At 38.1% G+C, this 15,943-nt stretch carries 16 protein-coding genes; 10 read left to right on the top strand and 6 right to left on the bottom strand.

From position 1 onward, the window contains the following. Window positions 1-48 precede the first annotated feature (48 nt). Both BFP77_RS14260 and BFP77_RS14255 read left to right on the top strand, forming a co-directional pair. On the top strand, window positions 49-2,157 hold the full coding sequence (locus BFP77_RS14260; protein WP_099574689.1) for a M1 family metallopeptidase: 2,109 nt from the start codon (window positions 49-51) through the stop codon (window positions 2,155-2,157). Then, a complete protein-coding gene (locus BFP77_RS14255) occupies window positions 2,154-3,068 on the top strand; it encodes a patatin-like phospholipase family protein (protein ID WP_099574688.1) in 915 nt (304 codons plus the stop codon). Before BFP77_RS14260 ends, BFP77_RS14255 begins: the two co-directional genes overlap by 4 nt. 209 nt (window positions 3,069-3,277) lie before the next feature. On the opposite strand, the gene BFP77_RS14250 is transcribed toward BFP77_RS14255, so the two are convergent. Continuing rightward, window positions 3,278-3,796, bottom strand: coding sequence for a DUF7935 family protein (locus tag BFP77_RS14250; protein ID WP_099574687.1), 519 nt, complete (start codon window positions 3,794-3,796; stop codon window positions 3,278-3,280). Window positions 3,797-3,997: 201 nt separating this feature from the next. Here BFP77_RS14250 and BFP77_RS14245 point away from each other — a divergent pair, with 201 nt between their 5' ends. The 6 genes from BFP77_RS14245 (at window position 3,998) to BFP77_RS14225 (ending at window position 7,344) form a co-directional block, all read left to right on the top strand. Beyond that, the gene (locus BFP77_RS14245) at window positions 3,998-4,675 is read left to right on the top strand and encodes a hypothetical protein (RefSeq protein ID WP_099574686.1); all 678 of its coding nucleotides are present in this window, start codon (window positions 3,998-4,000) and stop codon (window positions 4,673-4,675) included. Between the two features lie 30 nt (window positions 4,676-4,705). Then, window positions 4,706-4,876, top strand: a complete 171-nt coding sequence (locus BFP77_RS17025) for a hypothetical protein (protein ID WP_180272365.1) — start codon at window positions 4,706-4,708, stop codon at window positions 4,874-4,876. Beyond that, window positions 4,833-5,450, top strand: a complete 618-nt coding sequence (locus tag BFP77_RS14240; protein ID WP_143751917.1) for a hypothetical protein — start codon at window positions 4,833-4,835, stop codon at window positions 5,448-5,450. Before BFP77_RS17025 ends, BFP77_RS14240 begins: the two co-directional genes overlap by 44 nt. Before the next feature lie 126 nt (window positions 5,451-5,576). Further along, entirely contained in the window at window positions 5,577-6,206 is a 630-nt protein-coding gene (locus BFP77_RS14235; RefSeq protein WP_099574684.1) for a hypothetical protein, read from the top strand. Between the two features lie 50 nt (window positions 6,207-6,256). Then, window positions 6,257-6,856: a hypothetical protein gene (locus BFP77_RS14230; RefSeq protein WP_099574683.1), complete on the top strand. Its 600-nt coding sequence runs from the start codon at window positions 6,257-6,259 to the stop codon at window positions 6,854-6,856. A 155-nt stretch (window positions 6,857-7,011) separates the two neighbouring features. Further along, entirely contained in the window at window positions 7,012-7,344 is a 333-nt protein-coding gene (locus tag BFP77_RS14225; protein ID WP_143751916.1) for a hypothetical protein, read from the top strand. Window positions 7,345-7,472: 128 nt separating this feature from the next. Here the strand turns inward: BFP77_RS14225 and BFP77_RS14220 are convergent, their stop codons facing one another. From BFP77_RS14220 to BFP77_RS14205, 4 genes are read right to left on the bottom strand one after another with little or no spacing between them, the layout of a single operon-like run. Further along, complete coding sequence (locus BFP77_RS14220; protein ID WP_099574681.1) at window positions 7,473-8,243, bottom strand: hypothetical protein; 771 nt, start codon at window positions 8,241-8,243, stop codon at window positions 7,473-7,475. Window positions 8,244-8,277: 34 nt separating this feature from the next. Next, complete coding sequence (locus BFP77_RS14215) at window positions 8,278-9,831, bottom strand: FMN-binding glutamate synthase family protein (RefSeq protein ID WP_099574680.1); 1,554 nt, start codon at window positions 9,829-9,831, stop codon at window positions 8,278-8,280. Between the two features lie 5 nt (window positions 9,832-9,836). Continuing rightward, a complete protein-coding gene (locus BFP77_RS14210; RefSeq protein ID WP_099574679.1) occupies window positions 9,837-11,147 on the bottom strand; it encodes an amidohydrolase in 1,311 nt (436 codons plus the stop codon). 9 nt (window positions 11,148-11,156) lie between these two features. Next, the gene (locus BFP77_RS14205) at window positions 11,157-11,642 is read right to left on the bottom strand and encodes a DsrE family protein (RefSeq protein WP_257212975.1); all 486 of its coding nucleotides are present in this window, start codon (window positions 11,640-11,642) and stop codon (window positions 11,157-11,159) included. Window positions 11,643-11,839: 197 nt separating this feature from the next. On the opposite strand from BFP77_RS14205, the gene BFP77_RS14200 reads away from it, so the two are divergent. Both BFP77_RS14200 and BFP77_RS14195 read left to right on the top strand, forming a co-directional pair. Then, window positions 11,840-14,164, top strand: coding sequence for an ATP-dependent helicase (locus BFP77_RS14200; protein ID WP_099574677.1), 2,325 nt, complete (start codon window positions 11,840-11,842; stop codon window positions 14,162-14,164). Window positions 14,165-14,337: 173 nt separating this feature from the next. Continuing rightward, entirely contained in the window at window positions 14,338-14,958 is a 621-nt protein-coding gene (locus BFP77_RS14195; RefSeq protein ID WP_099574676.1) for an L-threonylcarbamoyladenylate synthase, read from the top strand. A 67-nt stretch (window positions 14,959-15,025) separates the two neighbouring features. On the opposite strand, the gene BFP77_RS14190 is transcribed toward BFP77_RS14195, so the two are convergent. Then, entirely contained in the window at window positions 15,026-15,883 is an 858-nt protein-coding gene (locus BFP77_RS14190) for an OmpA/MotB family protein (protein WP_099574675.1), read from the bottom strand. Window positions 15,884-15,943: the final 60 nt, after the last annotated feature.

The raw sequence follows: 15,943 nt of genomic DNA, 5'->3' as shown, positions 1-15,943 counted from the left end.
ATTGGTCTAAAGTGTTAAATTTGGTGTGTATTTTACCGGTACTACAAAATGAGACAGTGCTTACTTATAATTTTTGTTTTTTTCTTTTGTGCGATAACGGCCCAGCATCAGGATAAGGTCGATTTTATTCGTGCAGATGTTAGTATTGAATTGATTCCGCAGGAAAAAAGACTAAAAGGCCTTGTAAGCTACCAGTTAAAAATACTTGCAGACGTAGATTCTATATTCCTGGATGCTAAGAACATGCATTTCTCTAAAACACTTCTTAGTGGGAATCCAATTAGGTCGGAAAATACACAACAAATCATCAAAGTGCACCATCAATTTAAGGAAGGAGAACAGTACGAATTGCTTTTACAATATGATTGCACACCAAAACAGACCGTTTATTTCCTTGGTTGGGATGATGACGTTGAAGGCAATGAGCAGCTATGGACCCAAGGCCAAGGCAAATATACCAGCCATTGGTTGCCCAGTTTTGACGATATGGAGGAGAAGGTGGAGTTCGACTTGAGTATTAAATCAAATCTTAATAAGCCTATTACAATTGCTAACGGCAGAATCAAGGAGGTTAAAAGTAATCATAACGGAAGCACCATCACGTCTTTCGATATGAAAGAACCCATGAGTAGTTATCTTTTGGCTTTTGTGATTGGTGACTATAAAAAACAAGAGCTGTTTTCCGCTTCAGGGATTCCTATTGAAAATTACTACTACCCAAAGGATAGTCTTAAGGCGGAACCTACCTATCGTTATACCAAGGAAATCTTTGATTTTTTGGAAAAAGAAATTGGTTTTCCCTATCCATGGCAAAATTATAAACAGGTTCCCGTTCGTGATTTTTTATACTCCGGAATGGAAAATACCACGACCACTATTTTTTCGGATACCTATGTCATCGATTCTATTGCTTTTGTAGACAAGAACTACGTAAACGTTAACGCACACGAGCTGGCTCATCAATGGTTTGGGAACTTGGTGACCGAAAAAGATGGTAATCATCATTGGCTGCATGAAGGTTTTGCAACCTACTACGCGTATTTGGCGGAGAAAGAACTCTTTGGGAATAACCATTATTATTGGAAATTATACGATACCGCTGTGCGACTAAAAAGCGTATCGGATAAGGGAGAAGGGGAGGCCTTGACCGATCCAAAAGCCAGTAGTCTTACATTTTATGAAAAGGGGGCTTGGGCATTGGTGATGCTTAAGGACCTAGTGGGAGAGGAGAATTTTAGAAATGGAGTTAAACAATATCTAGTCAAACACCAATATAAAAGTGTTACCATAACCGATTTTCTGAACGAAATAGAACAAGCAAGCGGCTTTGACTTGTCAACTTTTAAGTCAGATTGGCTAGAGCGTACGGAGCTTCCTTTTGATAAAATGAAATCCTTCCTAAGAAATACTTCATCTTCCGTTAGTCCCGTCTTTGCGATGGAAGATGAATTTCAACGCATTCAAAGTGATGATTTGGATTATGAGCGGTATTGGAACAAAAGTGAATCGGTTCACTTTAAGAAATACCTCATAAAAGAATACCATCGAATTTTACCTAAAGAATTAATTTTTAGGGCTTTTGAGACCGATACCGTGCCAGTTAGACAAACTTTAGCAGAGGTTTTATATCGCATTTCTGGTGCTCGTGCATCTTCAGAAAGTTTAAAGTCCCGCTATGAAACGCTTCTAGAAGATGATAGCTATCTGACCATTGAAACGGCACTAATTAACTTATGGTCTAATTTTCCGGAATATAGAAGTGTTTATCTAAATCGCACAAAAGACATTGTTGGCCTGCCCAATAAAAATGTACGCTTGCTATGGTTAACGCTTGCCTTGGTTACTCCCGAGTATGGCGGTGTGGAGAAAACTAGATGGTTGAATGAGTTGGTGAAGTATACTTTTTCTACTTACAATCCGGAGGTAAGACAGTTGGCTTTTCAGTATTTAATGAATATCAATGCAATGAATGCTAGTGTTTACCGACAACTCATAAAAGCGACCAATCACCATTCGTGGCAATTTCGGAACTTTGCAAGACGTCTTTTGGATGAAAAACTGGAAGATGACACTAGTAAAATGGAAATTCTAAATGCAGCTAGAGAACTAAAGCGTGATGATTTACGTTATCTAAAGACCAAGTTAAATTTACCATGAGAGCATTAGTCATTTCAGGAGGCGGAAGCAAAGGAGCCTTTGCCGGCGGAGTGGCCCAGTTTCTAATACAGGAATCGGGCAAAAAGTACGACCTTTTCGTAGGAACCTCTACAGGTAGCTTGCTTATTTCGCATTTGGCTTTGGGTAAGGTTGATAAAATCAAGGAAATCTACTCCAACGTAAACCAAAAGACCATATTCAATAACTGTCCGTTCGTAGTTCGTAAAAAATACGGCATCAATGAAATATCCATAAATCATTGGAACGTGCTTAAGAATCTTATCCGAGGAAAGAAAACCTTTGGAGAAAGTGAGAATCTTAGAGACCTTATTAGGAACAGTCTTACGGTGGCCGAGTTTAAGGAACTTCAAGAAAGTAATAAGGATGTTGTGGTTACGGTCTCCAATTTGTCTTTGAACCAAGTAGAATATAAGTCTATAGACGAGTGTACTTATGATGAATTCTGCGACTGGATTTGGATTTCATCTAACTATACCCCATTCATGAGTTTGGTTCGTAAGAATGGATGTGAGTATGCGGATGGCGGCCTAGGTAGTATCGTGCCTATAGAAGAGGCTATAAAAAGAGGCGCCACAGAGGTGGATGTTGTGGTATTACATACCGAAGTGAATTATATGAACCGTATGCCTTCAAGGAACCCGTTTGAACTTTTAACCACCATGTTAAGTTTTATTCTGGACCGTATTGAAAATCAGAACATACGTATAGGAAAATTAGTGGCCAACCAACATAATGCTATTATTAACCTGTATTATACGCCGACCATATTAACCACGAATTCCCTCATATTCGATAAGGATAAAATGACATTGTGGTGGAAAAGGGGGTATCTGTACGCTAAGAATAAAAACGAGGAAACCAATCCAATTGAGCCTAATGAGAATGAATAAGGCCCCCTTAACCCCCAAAGGGGGGAAATTAATCCCAATTCAAATTTGAAAAATTTCAGTAGTTTGCCGTTCCCTTCTGCTACGCTAAGTTAACGACCGCTGAGCTCAGGGCAATACAGGTTTATCGGTTGAAATGTTCGGTGACGATGATTATTCAGAAGCCAATACCCAAAGACTAAAAATAATTGAACTTGAAACTTGTATTTTTCTTACCAAAGCTCGCCCAATTCCTTTTTAACAAAAGCCAGTGCGGTAGCGGACGGGGAAGCCTTTTCCATGGTTTCCGTTAAAATATCCTCTCTGAGTTTATCCGCTGTTTCCGTTTCGCTCATCGCGGCCTTACGTATCATTTGTACGGTAGCATTTTTTGCGGCCTTAATGACATTCCAACACTCGTCGGTCATGTAGATTTGTTGGGACAGGTTATGGTCAAACTCCGTTTCAATACTTTTTATCAATAAATTTTCATATGCAGCTTTGTCCTTTGTTATTGGAGCCACACGAACTACTAAACTTGGTAATGCCATACGTTCTAAGAACAAGGCCATGCGCTCATACGCTTGTAGTCTAATAGGCAAAGTGTCTTTTTGAGAATCTTTATGCAATAGAAAACGCCTTCTCCCTTCTTCGTTATTGGTGTGCATTCTAAAGAAGTAAAAAGCAATAGCTCCCGTAACCACGGATGGCAATAAATAAGCGAAAAGTTGAAAAATTTGGTCAGATGTCATTATTAAAATTTACTGAATTAGTAGTTGATTTATGACTTTAGAACGACCAATTTCATCAATTATTATAATACCTAATCGATGAAATGCATATTTTTTCTACATTAAAATCATACAGAATTTTGTTTCTTAGTTCCATGTAATCTTTATCTTTCAGTTACAGAATTGTTTTTTGGACATAAATTAAAGTTAAGAATGAATTAAATGCCGACAAAATCCAATTGTATAGCACGGGAGTATGTCTACGTTAGTAATACAAGTGGTGGTTCTAGAAGTAGAACATCTTTGAATTATGCAACACACGATAATGGTAATACTACTTACTCTAGTAAAAAACCAGAAAATACTAGAAGTAGACCTAAGTTGTTATTAGTTGATAAATCTGTTAAGAAATCACCTTGTTTGGGACAAATATTTCTTCAATTGGGTAGGGTTGGTTACTACAACGACCCTATAAAACCTGAAATATATCTTCCTTCTCTTAGGTTAACTATGAATTTTTCTGCTGCGGTTCAGCAATTATTTAATGAATCGACCAAATATCATAATATAGTAGGAGTTGGAGAGTTATCGGGAGTAACGGCGAGTACCTTAAGGAAATATGATAGAGCTGCTAAAGGCTACAAACTAACAACTACGTTATCAAAGAGTTATCTGAATAATGCCACTAAACTTTCTGTTGCGAGAACCTTAATACATGAATCCGTGCATGCCTATCTAGGTTATAAAATGACTAGTAATGCCGAATTCAGCGTATTATTAAATCAATACGCTCAGAAAAATGGTTATAAAGAGAATCGAATACATCATGAGTTTATGAAACAGTTTGTCACAGGAATGGCTCACTCATTATATCAATGGGACAAAAAATATGGGTCTTAAAAAGATTTAGGATGGGATTACTATTATTCTATGGCTTTTGGAGGTCTGTTTTATGTGAAAAAAGAAAATAATACTGAGGTTTTGGAGCCCGTTGATGCCTTTAAAGATTTAGTTCCAAATGAAAGTGAAAGGAATAAGACAATTAGAATAATAGAAAATGAACAAAATGGTACAAGCGATGCGAAAGGTGAAAAATGTTAAAACTTTACTGTATATACTACCTCTATTTACAATGATTGCATGTAAAGCTCAACGAGAGAATTTTTCAATAGAAAAAAAATCTATGGATTTGGGTTATAGTTTACTTAATGCAGTGTATGGTAAGAACGAATCTATTGGTTTTCTATTTTCTTATACAAAGGGTAAGGATGAGTATCCTTACGATACTATTTTAATTGATGGCTTAAGTAATTTTATTAACTATGCGACAGATCTAAAACTTTTTAAATGTAACATTGATAGTTTATTTACTATGCAGGAGCAAAAAGAAATTGATTTAAGTTTCCTCTCTAGTCAATCTCAAATTCTAGATAGTTCAAAATTTGATAATGAAGCTATCTTGGGTTTGGATAAAGTTACTATTAAGACTGATGAAAATGTTAGAATAATTCAAGGTGCCCATACCTTCATTACTTTCCCTTTGATTTATAGAAAAAAAAATATCGTTTATGGTATTTTTTGCGAAGAAAATTTAGATGGAGGATTGCTTTATATTTTCAAAAAAGAAGATGATTACTGGATTAAAATCTGTGAAACAACGCTTTATTTTACCTGAAATAGGTTGATGATTATGGTACACATCTAATTCTAGATAGCGAATAAAAATATGTGCGAGAAGTATAATTTATGTTAAAATCTTCAAAAAGGTGTTCTTGATTTTTTGTAAATCAAAAAGTATAAGATGCGATTAAAAGTCATTAAAATCATTGGCGTTTCATTAGGGTTGTTACTCTTAAACTCCTGCTATTCAAGTAGATTAGCAAACGTTCAAGAGGAACAGGTTTATCAAGTTATAAATAGTACGTTTTTAGTACATCAAACAGATACCGCCAACATTCATTATAAATCGTATGTGGATAAACAATTTAATCACAACTTTATAAAAAAAGAGTTAGAAAATCTTTTAGTGTCTTACCCAAATACGACAGAAATACACAGGAATAATTTCAACACTGCTAAATCTATCGAGGATAATGAAGAGTTGCCTTACAAGAGAAAAGAATATCTTTTGGATAGTATTTGTCAAAATTCCGAAGTTTTTGTAACTGATTTTTTAAATGATAGCGATTTTATAGAAATGTCAAAGATGGCTGACAAGAAAATAAAATGGAATAATGAACTCCTAGCTAATAATATTAGGCTGTATAAAGATAAAAATCTAGCACAGATTTCGGTACCTGTTTTTAGTGTAGATAAGGCTCTTTGTGTCTATTTTATCCGCACCTCATTTCTTATGAAAATTTATTTTTGTAAAAAAGATAGTATGCGAAATTGGCATCTTCATGCAAATACTTGGATTTCATTTTCTTAAGTCATTTATCGTTCTAGTGTAAAAATTCATTTTATTAAAATCAAAGTTATATGGTAGTCCTAAAGAAAAAATGGTTTTTCGTTATTCTTGTTTTCCTAGCTTGTAAATCTCAGTCAAAACCATTTCCTGATAATAACTCAAATTCCGAAATTGCCTATGACCTATTAAACATGGTTTATGGCCAAAATATGGAGGGCGTACAAGGAAGCCTTTATTACAAAACAAATAATCCTTATGACGTCTCCAGTGACTATTATAGTGATGTCCTGAAGGATGGTTTAGACCAATATATCAACCATCAAAATGAAGAAGAGATAGTTAAATGTCCCGTAGATAGTTTGTTTACCGCAATGGATAAAAAGCGCTTAGACAAAAAAATGATGAATTTAAAAGTGGTAGAATTAGATGCCTCTAAATTTGATAATCCTAAAGCTTTAAACTATGAGATTGGTACATATGCCGATTATCATAATGTAGGTAGGGTGAAGAAAGCGGTACACTTTATTAGCTTTCCAGTCATTATGAATACAGGTAATGGAACTTATGGCGTTTTTATAGACCAAACTCCCTTAGGAGGCTATATTTATATTTATCGTAAAATTGGAGCTAAGTGGAAGAAGTTATGTAGTTCAACGCTATATCTTGTTTAGAATTGGGTCATTTAAAAGCGTTTGTACAACAGTTTGTTGTTATCAAAAAGTGTACGATGCGATTGAATTTAAGAAGAACTATAGTCCTATCAATATTGAGCTTGAATTTAAATTCTTGTCTTTCGAGCAAATTAGTGAAACCTCAGGAAAATGAAATGTATAAGGTTATTAATTCCACCTTAGTTCTTAATCCGAGTAATCCCATGAAAATTTATGAAAGATCATACATAGGCAAGCAATATAATGCTAATTTTATAAGGGAAGAAGTATATCATCTTTTTGTATCATACGCCTATAGCACTGAAATATACCAAACTAATGCTAAGAGCTCGAAAGCCATTCGTATCTCCGTTCCTGTTTTTAACCAAGACCACACGATTTCCGCTTACTTTTTGGGAAGTCCGAACGGTTTAGAATTGATTTTCTGTAAAAAGGATGAAGCCGGTGAATGGTATCGTTATGCAGAATCCTTAGTTTGGATTTCTTGAATTAGTACTTAACTTGAAAAGTACTGATATTAATATCTCACAGTAATGATAGGACAATATATCTTATAGAAAAATCAAATAAAATATGAGTAATTAATTCAGAATAACCAGCGCAATTCTGGCTCTAATTAATTCTTCATATCGGCTTTAGCTCCTTCGTAAAAAGCCTTGTAGTCTGGATGTATTTTAATCTGTATGGATTCTTTAAATCCACCATCTCCACTTTTTACATTTAAGCGGGTACCGCTTACCGAATTTTCTTTTATCAAAACCCCTGCAATGGTATTGGCCTGATTCATAGCAATGTCAAACTCCCCAGTTATCGTCATGCCCGTAATGGTTACGGCTGCTTTTGGACTGGCATTGATAAGCTTTGCTACGTTCGTTAACCACTCTTTGGAAGTATCCAAAAGATTGGTGCCCAAACCATCCGCGAAGAAAAAGTCCAGTTTTTCTGAGATAATGACCACACCATCATTCACTTGTACTTTGGCATTCTCACCTAATGTCTTTTTAGCATTGGTCAGCACTACCAAAGCGGTAGAGTCGGCACTAGCGAAACCATCAACAAGCCCCTTTAACTGGGCTTCCTTACGTTCTAATGTCGCTAGGGTCTTATTTATGTTTTCAGAATTTTGACTAGAGAGCGCAGCAAAACTGTTCAGGTTCTTTAAAAGTGTGGCATTGGCCGCTTGTAGTTCCGTTACTTGATTTTGGAGTTCATCAGCCTTTAATACACTTATTTTTTCGCCTTGTATTGCTTTGGAAACAATCCTGTTCACTGAATCCAAGCGATACTTTAAATCTTGATTTTGCGCTATCAATTCACTCTTTTTCTGAGCCTGTATATTTGAAACAAATAAAAAGATACCTATGGAAAGGAGTAAAATTCTCTTCATAATGATACGATTTGATTAAGAATAGGACTAGATTTTATTTGCCGCCAAGATACGAACAGTCTTTTAATTCTTCCACACCTTTGAAGTCAACTTTAACTTTATTGTAGCCGTAAGTAGAGGCTAGGCTACGGTTAAGGTCGTTGTCATCAACATTTACCTGAATATCGTCCATGGTAAACTGACACGGGTGTTCATAGCCCGCTGTGTGGGTAATTTCTAGAAACTCTTTTCGGAACGATTTGAAATATTGCGCTAGTCTGTCCGACTTTAGAGGCACGTTAACACCTTTTTGCAACCACTTGTTCTGTGTGGCAATACCGGCAGGGCATCTATTGGTATGGCAAACCTGTGCTTGAATGCAACCAATACTCATCATGGCCTCTCGTGCAACATTAATACAGTCTACTCCCATGGCAAAGGCCATGGCCGCTTTTGCAGGAAAGCCCAACTTACCGCTCCCTACGAAGACGATACGGTCCGTTAGTTGTCTATCTAGAAAGACACGATACAAACTAGAAAAACCATAGACCCAAGGCAGGGAAACGTGATCCGCAAAGGAAGGTGGGGCTGCACCGGTTCCCCCTTCACCACCATCTACGGTGATGAAATCAGGACCTTTGCCTGTTTTTAACATCAAATCCGCCAATTCTTCCCATTGGTCCAGCTTACCTATGGCTCCTTTAATGCCGACCGGGAGTCCCGTTTCTTGGGCAATATCCTCGATGAAGGCCATAAGTTCAGGAACGTTGGAAAATGCTTTGTGCGTGGCAGGAGAAAGAACGTCTTTACCCACTTCAACCCCACGTATTTCGGCAAGTTCCTCTGTTATTTTTGCACCTGGGAGTACGCCTCCCTTTCCAGGTTTGGCCCCTTGCGACAGTTTTATCTCTATTGCTTTGATACAAGGATTGTCCGCCACCAATTTTTTCATTTTTTCCATGGAGAAATTACCATCTTCGGTACGTACACCGAAGTAACCTGTGCCGAAATGAAAAACTACGTCACCCCCCTGTTTATGATAGGGAGACAATCCGCCTTCTCCCGTATTATGATATGCACCAGCTTTAAATACCCCCTTATTCATTGCTTCTACCGCTGCTGCGGATAAGGAGCCAAAACTCATGGCAGAAACGTTGATAATACTCGCAGGTCTGTACGGGCGTTTTCTTTTATTATACGCGCCCATGACCTTGGCACAGGGCATAAACGATTTGTCTTCTAGATTAGGATGTCCCACAGGTGCTTGATAGGCCATCATTCTATTTTTTATAAAAACATGTTGATGCGCGTACAAATCCCTATCAGAGCCAAATCCTTCGTAATTGTTCTCTTGTTTGGCAGAGGCATAGATCCATCCTCTTTCTATTCGATTAAAGGGTAGTTCCTCCCTGTTGTTCGCAACAAAATATTGTCGCATTTCCGGGCCAATACTTTCTAACCAGTAGCGCAAATGACCCACCACGGGAAAGTTGTGTTTTATGGTGTGCCGTTTTTGGATAAAAACATCCCAAATAGCCACCAATAAGATAAACAAAACAATCCACGCCCACCAAGGGAAACTAGTTAATAGAGCTGCAATTTCTGACATCTATATTATCCTTTCGGTTTGGTATCCAACCGTGGTGTTTTATCACTGTTCAAATAGTCTAGGCTCATTTCTGTCAAGGTTCTTACGCCTAATAATAAATCACTGTCATCAATCTTAAAATCCGGTGTGTGATGTGGAAACGATTCTGTATTTCCGGGAGTCATTCCCCCTAAAAAAAAGAAGAAACCTGGAGCCTCTCTTTGGAAATAAGAAAAGTCTTCCGCTCCCGTAATCGCTTTTTGGGTTTGGATGTTGGCCTCACCTGCAACGCGTCTCATCGTCGGTAACATCTGTTCTACCAGTTGCGGGTTATTGTAGGTAATATCCGTAGCATCCTTGATTTCGCAGGTAGCCTCACCACCATAGGCTTTGGCTATGGTACTTACCATTTCTACCATACGTTTGTTCAGTTTATCTTTCATATCATAATCCAGTGTGCGAATGGTCCCGATCATTTCCGCACTTTCCGGTATAATATTAAAACGTACCCCACTCTTAATCTTACCTACCGTAATTACAGCGGCCTCATTCGTAAGGTTAGTTTCTCTGCTGATAATGGTCTGCAGTCCATCAATAATCTTGGCACTTATTAAAATGGGGTCAACACCGCTCCATGGTTGTGAACCGTGACTTTGTTTTCCTTTTACTTTGATCGTAAAGCTTTGAGCGGCGGCCATGGTACCTCCAGATTTATATCTAATAGTGCCTACCGGGGTCTGGGAGTTAATGTGTAAACCAAAAATAGCATCAACCTTTGGATTCTGCATAACACCTTCTTTTACCATGAGTAAAGCACCACCTTCTTCACCAGGTGGCGGACCTTCCTCAGCGGGTTGAAATATAAACTTAACGGTGCCTTTGATTTTATCCTTGTTTTTGGACATAACTTCTGCAACACCCATAAGAATAGCGGTATGCGTATCATGACCACAAGCATGCATTACTCCAACATCCTCGCCCATAAAGGTAGAGGTAACGGTAGATTTGTAAGGCAAATCATTACGCTCGGTCACGGGTAGCGCATCAATATCGGCACGTAAGGCTACAACTTTACCGGGCATATCACCTTTTAGTAGTCCTACAACACCGGTATGGGCAACACCTGTTTGCACTTCAATACCCAATGATTTCAGATGTTTGGCAATTTTCTCCGCCGTTTTAAATTCGCGATTTCCCAACTCTGGATTTTGGTGGATATCTCTTCTCCAATCAATAACCTTACTTTCTATAGCCTCATAATCCTTACTTAAATTGGGTCCTTGTGCTTGCAAGGAAAAGGCAAATAGCAATAAAGCCAATACTCCTAATTTTCTCATAGTGTATGTTTAAAATTTAATCAATCTATAATTCTCGTTCTGTAAGTGTATTAATGCCGTCATGGCAGATAAGGAGAGCTGCACACCAGCAATCAATTCTTCCTTTGGAAAATCCCTAGAAACAGAAGATTGTCCACAGAAAATAACTTCTGCGCCAGCGCCCATTAATTCTTGTAGCATCTTTTCATTTGGGTTTTCAACATTATATTTACGATTGTAGGCCTCAGAGGTAATGACATCTTTCGATGCTTTATTATGAACTACCAACGCTACTTTAAGCTGATTTAGAGGAATACCGCTCTGTGCGTGCATATTTAAAAAACGAGCTGCGGTTTCCAAACTTGCATTTCTTTGTGAAACATCCTCGGGCGAGTTCATGATGTCAAACACGGCTTTGTAGGTCTTTGTGGTATCTACTTTAAAATCCGTGTTTTCTATACGCCATACTTTTCCAAATTCTTCTATTACCGGACCACTTTGTTTTGCTTGAGCCAAACAATTCGTAACAATTCCGATAGTGAAAAGGTAAAAAAAAGAGGGTATTAATAGTCTTCGACGCATTTTCTAGATAATAAGATGCTAAATATATTCAAATTGAAAGGAATTACCAGTTATTGTTCATAATTCTGAAAAATAGCGCTTCCGCCATCCCGTTATAATGGCTAAATTCACGTTCCTAAACTAAGAGTGAATTGAGTACGTTTATAGATGAATTAAATGAAGCCCAGAAGGCACCTGTTTTACATAAAGATGGTCCCTTAATGGTTATTGCCGGGGCAGGTTCTGGCAAAACAAGGGTGCTTACCTATAGAATAGCCCATTTGATGGCGCAGGGGGTAGATTCCTTTAATATTTTGGCCTTGACCTTTACGAACAAGGCCGCGCGCGAAATGAAAAAACGTATCGCGGACATTGTGGGTACATCTGAAGCTAAAAACCTTTGGATGGGTACCTTTCACTCGGTTTTTGCCAAGTTACTACGCTTTGATGGTCACAAACTGGGCTACCCAAGTAATTTTACGATTTACGATACACAAGATTCGCAAAGGCTCATTGCTTCTATTATTAAAGAAATGGGTCTTGATAAGGACATTTATAAATACAAGCAGATTCAAAACAGGATATCGTCCTTTAAGAACAGCCTTATCACGGTGAAGGCTTATTTTAATAATCCTGAACTCATGGAGGCAGATGCGATGTCCAAAAGACCAAGGGTAGGGGATATTTACCAAAATTATGTAGACCGGTGCTTTAAGGCCGGTGCCATGGATTTTGATGATTTATTACTCAGGACTAATGAATTGCTGACCCGCTTCCCCGATGTTCTCATGAAGTATCAAGACCGGTTCCGGTATATTCTGGTAGATGAGTACCAGGATACGAATCACTCCCAGTATCTAATCGTAAAGGCTTTGGCCGATCGTTTTCAAAATATCTGTGTGGTAGGGGACGATGCGCAAAGTATCTATTCGTTCAGAGGGGCGAACATTAGTAATATTTTAAATTTTCAGCGCGATTATGAAAACGTAGGCATGTACCGTTTGGAGCAGAATTATCGCTCTACCAAAAACATTGTAAATGCCGCAAACTCCATAATTGCCAAGAATAAGAATCAATTAGAAAAAGTGGTATGGACCGCGAATGACGAGGGTGCCGCCATTAAAATACATCGCAGTATAACCGATGCCGAAGAAGGTAGGTTCGTTGCAGGCTCCATTTGGGATAACAAGATGCAAAATCAGCTGACCAATGGTGAATTTGCCGTTCTGTACCGGACCAATTCCCAGTCTAGGGCTATTGAGGATGGCTTGCGAAAACGGGACATTCCCTACAGAATATATGGCGGACTCTCTTTTTATCAACGGAAAGAAATAAAGGACGTACTATCTTATTTACGATTGGTTATAAACCCTAAGGATGAAGAAGCGCTAAAACGTATCATTAATTTCCCGACAAGGGGTATTGGGCAAACCACCATCGATAAGCTCGTAGTAGCAGCAAATCATTATGACCGTTCTATTTTTGAGGTCATGGAGAATATTGCCAAAATAGACCTTAAGATAAATGCGGGTACCAAAAGAAAATTAGAGGATTTCGTTACCATGATCAAAAGTTTTCAGATTATGAACGAAGGAGCGGATGCGTTTACCTTGGCGGAACATATCTCTAAAAAAACGGGTATACTTCTAGAATTTAAAAAGGATGGGACTCCGGAAGGTATCGCCAAAATGGAGAATATTGAAGAATTACTGAACGGTATAAAAGATTTTGTCGAGGGACAAAAGGAACTGGCAGATGCTACCGGTGACTTAAGTGAGTTTCTGGAGGATGTAGCCTTGGCGACCGATTTAGATAACGATACGGGAGATGATGACCGCGTGGCATTAATGACCATTCATTTGGCTAAGGGTCTTGAGTTCCCCTACGTGTATATCGTAGGCATGGAAGAGGATTTGTTTCCTTCCGCTATGAGCATGAACACACGGAGCGAATTGGAAGAGGAGCGTCGGCTTTTTTACGTGGCCTTGACCAGAGCGGAGAAGCAAGCTTATTTGACCTATACGCAGAATAGGTATCGCTGGGGAAAATTAATCGATGCCGAACCAAGTCGGTTTTTAGAGGAGATTGATGAGCAATACGTAGAGAACTTAACTCCTGTAGATGGAGGATACCGTTATAAATCACTGATAGATGCCGATATCTTCGGTGAAGTAGACAAGTCAAAATTAAGACAGGTAAAGCCAAAAGCCGGTACACCACCCCTTGTAGGTCAGCCCAATTTAAACCAGTTAAAGAAATTACGTAAGATAAAACCAGAACTTTCTAGACCCGTAGGCAATACTAATGCGATAGACCCAAATTTGACCGTGGGATCCTTGGTGAACCATACACGTTTTGGTCGGGGTAAGGTATTGAAGATTGAGGGTGCGGGAAATGATAGAAAAGCTGAAATACAGTTTGATAAAGGGGATATTAAAAAACTGCTATTGCGGTTTGCTAAGTTAGAGTTGCTTTAAAGGCTAGGTTCAGGAATTTCCTTTTTGGTCATTTGAAAGTAAATGAACTTGGGGCAAGCCCAAGAGACATTAGAGGGAAAGCCGTCATTGAATTTGACACGAGTTACGGAGCATAATAAATCTTGTCTATCGAGTTAAGGAAAAAGGATTTATCTTTTAAGAATACGTGAACTATGGCAGAGTTTATAAAAATTTATGAAGACAATCCAAATCCAAAGGAAATTAATAGGGTAGTAAATGTACTACGCAAAGAGGGTTTGGTCATTTATCCAACAGATACCGTTTACGGTCTGGGTTGTGATATCACTAATTCAAGAGCTTTGGAAAAATTGGCCCGTATAAAGGGCATAAAGCTTGCCAAAGCAAATTGGTCATTTCTCTGTGCGGATTTAAGCAATCTGTCTGATTACGTGCGTCAAATTGATACCGCCACCTTTAAAATATTAAAAAGAGCCTTGCCGGGTCCTTACACCTTTATATTGCCCGGGAACAACAATTTACCGAAAGATTTCAAAAAGAAAAAGACCGTTGGTATTAGAGTTCCAGATAACAGTATAGCCATTGCCTTAGTTAATGCTTTGGGCCATCCTATAGTATCTACATCTATCAGGGATGACGATGATGTGCTCGAATACACTACGGACCCAGAGCTAATTTATGAGAAATGGGAAAAAATCGTAGACGTTGTTGTCGATGGGGGCTACGGCGGCAATGTTGGCTCAACTATTATTGACCTTTCCGAAGGTTACCCAACGGTGGTACGAGAGGGTAAGGGAAGTCTTGATATTCTTTAATCCTTTAAAATATGCGTATAAAAAAAGCAGTCTTAAAAAGACCGCTTTTCATTATACTATTTAGGAATTACTTTCCTCCAATTGCTGAATCCTTCATTCCTTCTTCTATCATACTATAGAATTGGTCAATTTTTGGAAGAACAACTATTCTAGTTCTTCTGTTCTTAGATTTCTCCGTTGCAGATACCGGTACAAACTCTGCTCTACCTGCAGCCGTCATACGCTTAGGATCAACATTAAAATCGTTCTGTAAAATTCTAACAACGGCCGTTGCACGTTTTACACTCAAATCCCAGTTATCCAATAACACACCATTCTTTCTGTAAGGAACGTCATCTGTGTGACCTTCTACCATAAATTCAAAATCTGGCTTGTTGTTTACAACTTTAGCTACCTTTCCAAGTACTTCTTTTGCTCTGTTCGTTACGTTGTAACTTCCACTGCTGAATAACAATTTATCAGAGATGGAAACAAAAACAACACCTTTTTCAACGCTGATTTCAATATCTTCATCATCCAAGTTTCCTAGAACACCTTTTAAACTCTGAACTAGGGATAGGTTTACAGAATCTCTTCTTGTGATCGCATCGTTTAATTTACGAATGGTCAAATCTTTCTCTTGTAAACTCTCTAATGACTTCTCAAGGTTTTCAGCACCTTTTGTAGTTAACGTCGTCAAGTTGCCCATGTTGTTGATGAGCTCTTGGTTGTTAGACTTTAAAAATGCGTTTTGATCTTCTAAGGTTTGTAGTCTAGAAGCCGCAGTCGCTTTTTCTTCGAGGCAGTCATTTAACTTAACCGTTGCAGAATTTAATAAATCTTGAGTTTCTTTTTGTTTTGCTTCGAGGTCCGCATATTTCTTCTGTGATACACAAGAAGATAATAAAAGCGTAACTCCAAGACATCCTAAAATGATTTTTTTCATAATTGTTTAACTATATTAATGTTTTTTGTTTACTTGATTTTGCCTTAAGCGAGACCAAAA

Origin of the sequence: Maribacter sp. 4U21, assembly GCF_002742365.1 — a bacterium.
In the GTDB taxonomy this organism is placed as follows: Bacteria; Bacteroidota; Bacteroidia; order Flavobacteriales; family Flavobacteriaceae; genus Maribacter.
This window is presented reverse-complemented; position numbering and strand designations above follow the sequence as displayed.

What these genes read in the sequence shown, in the direction of transcription:
- BFP77_RS14245 (WP_099574686.1), top strand. Translation starts at nt 3,998, where the DNA reads ATGCCGACAAAATCCAATTGTATAGCACGGGAGTATGTCTACGTTAGT.
- BFP77_RS14230 (WP_099574683.1), top strand. Translation starts at nt 6,257, where the DNA reads ATGGTAGTCCTAAAGAAAAAATGGTTTTTCGTTATTCTTGTTTTCCTA.
- BFP77_RS14210 (WP_099574679.1), bottom strand. Translation starts at nt 11,147, where the DNA reads ATGAGAAAATTAGGAGTATTGGCTTTATTGCTATTTGCCTTTTCCTTG.
- BFP77_RS14215 (WP_099574680.1), bottom strand. Translation starts at nt 9,831, where the DNA reads ATGTCAGAAATTGCAGCTCTATTAACTAGTTTCCCTTGGTGGGCGTGG.
- BFP77_RS14195 (WP_099574676.1), top strand. Translation starts at nt 14,338, where the DNA reads ATGGCAGAGTTTATAAAAATTTATGAAGACAATCCAAATCCAAAGGAA.
- BFP77_RS14255 (WP_099574688.1), top strand. Translation starts at nt 2,154, where the DNA reads ATGAGAGCATTAGTCATTTCAGGAGGCGGAAGCAAAGGAGCCTTTGCC.
- BFP77_RS14240 (WP_143751917.1), top strand. Translation starts at nt 4,833, where the DNA reads ATGAACAAAATGGTACAAGCGATGCGAAAGGTGAAAAATGTTAAAACT.
- BFP77_RS17025 (WP_180272365.1), top strand. Translation starts at nt 4,706, where the DNA reads ATGGCTTTTGGAGGTCTGTTTTATGTGAAAAAAGAAAATAATACTGAG.
- BFP77_RS14235 (WP_099574684.1), top strand. Translation starts at nt 5,577, where the DNA reads ATGCGATTAAAAGTCATTAAAATCATTGGCGTTTCATTAGGGTTGTTA.
- BFP77_RS14260 (WP_099574689.1), top strand. Translation starts at nt 49, where the DNA reads ATGAGACAGTGCTTACTTATAATTTTTGTTTTTTTCTTTTGTGCGATA.
- BFP77_RS14220 (WP_099574681.1), bottom strand. Translation starts at nt 8,243, where the DNA reads ATGAAGAGAATTTTACTCCTTTCCATAGGTATCTTTTTATTTGTTTCA.
- BFP77_RS14225 (WP_143751916.1), top strand. Translation starts at nt 7,012, where the DNA reads ATGTATAAGGTTATTAATTCCACCTTAGTTCTTAATCCGAGTAATCCC.
- BFP77_RS14250 (WP_099574687.1), bottom strand. Translation starts at nt 3,796, where the DNA reads ATGACATCTGACCAAATTTTTCAACTTTTCGCTTATTTATTGCCATCC.
- BFP77_RS14190 (WP_099574675.1), bottom strand. Translation starts at nt 15,883, where the DNA reads ATGAAAAAAATCATTTTAGGATGTCTTGGAGTTACGCTTTTATTATCT.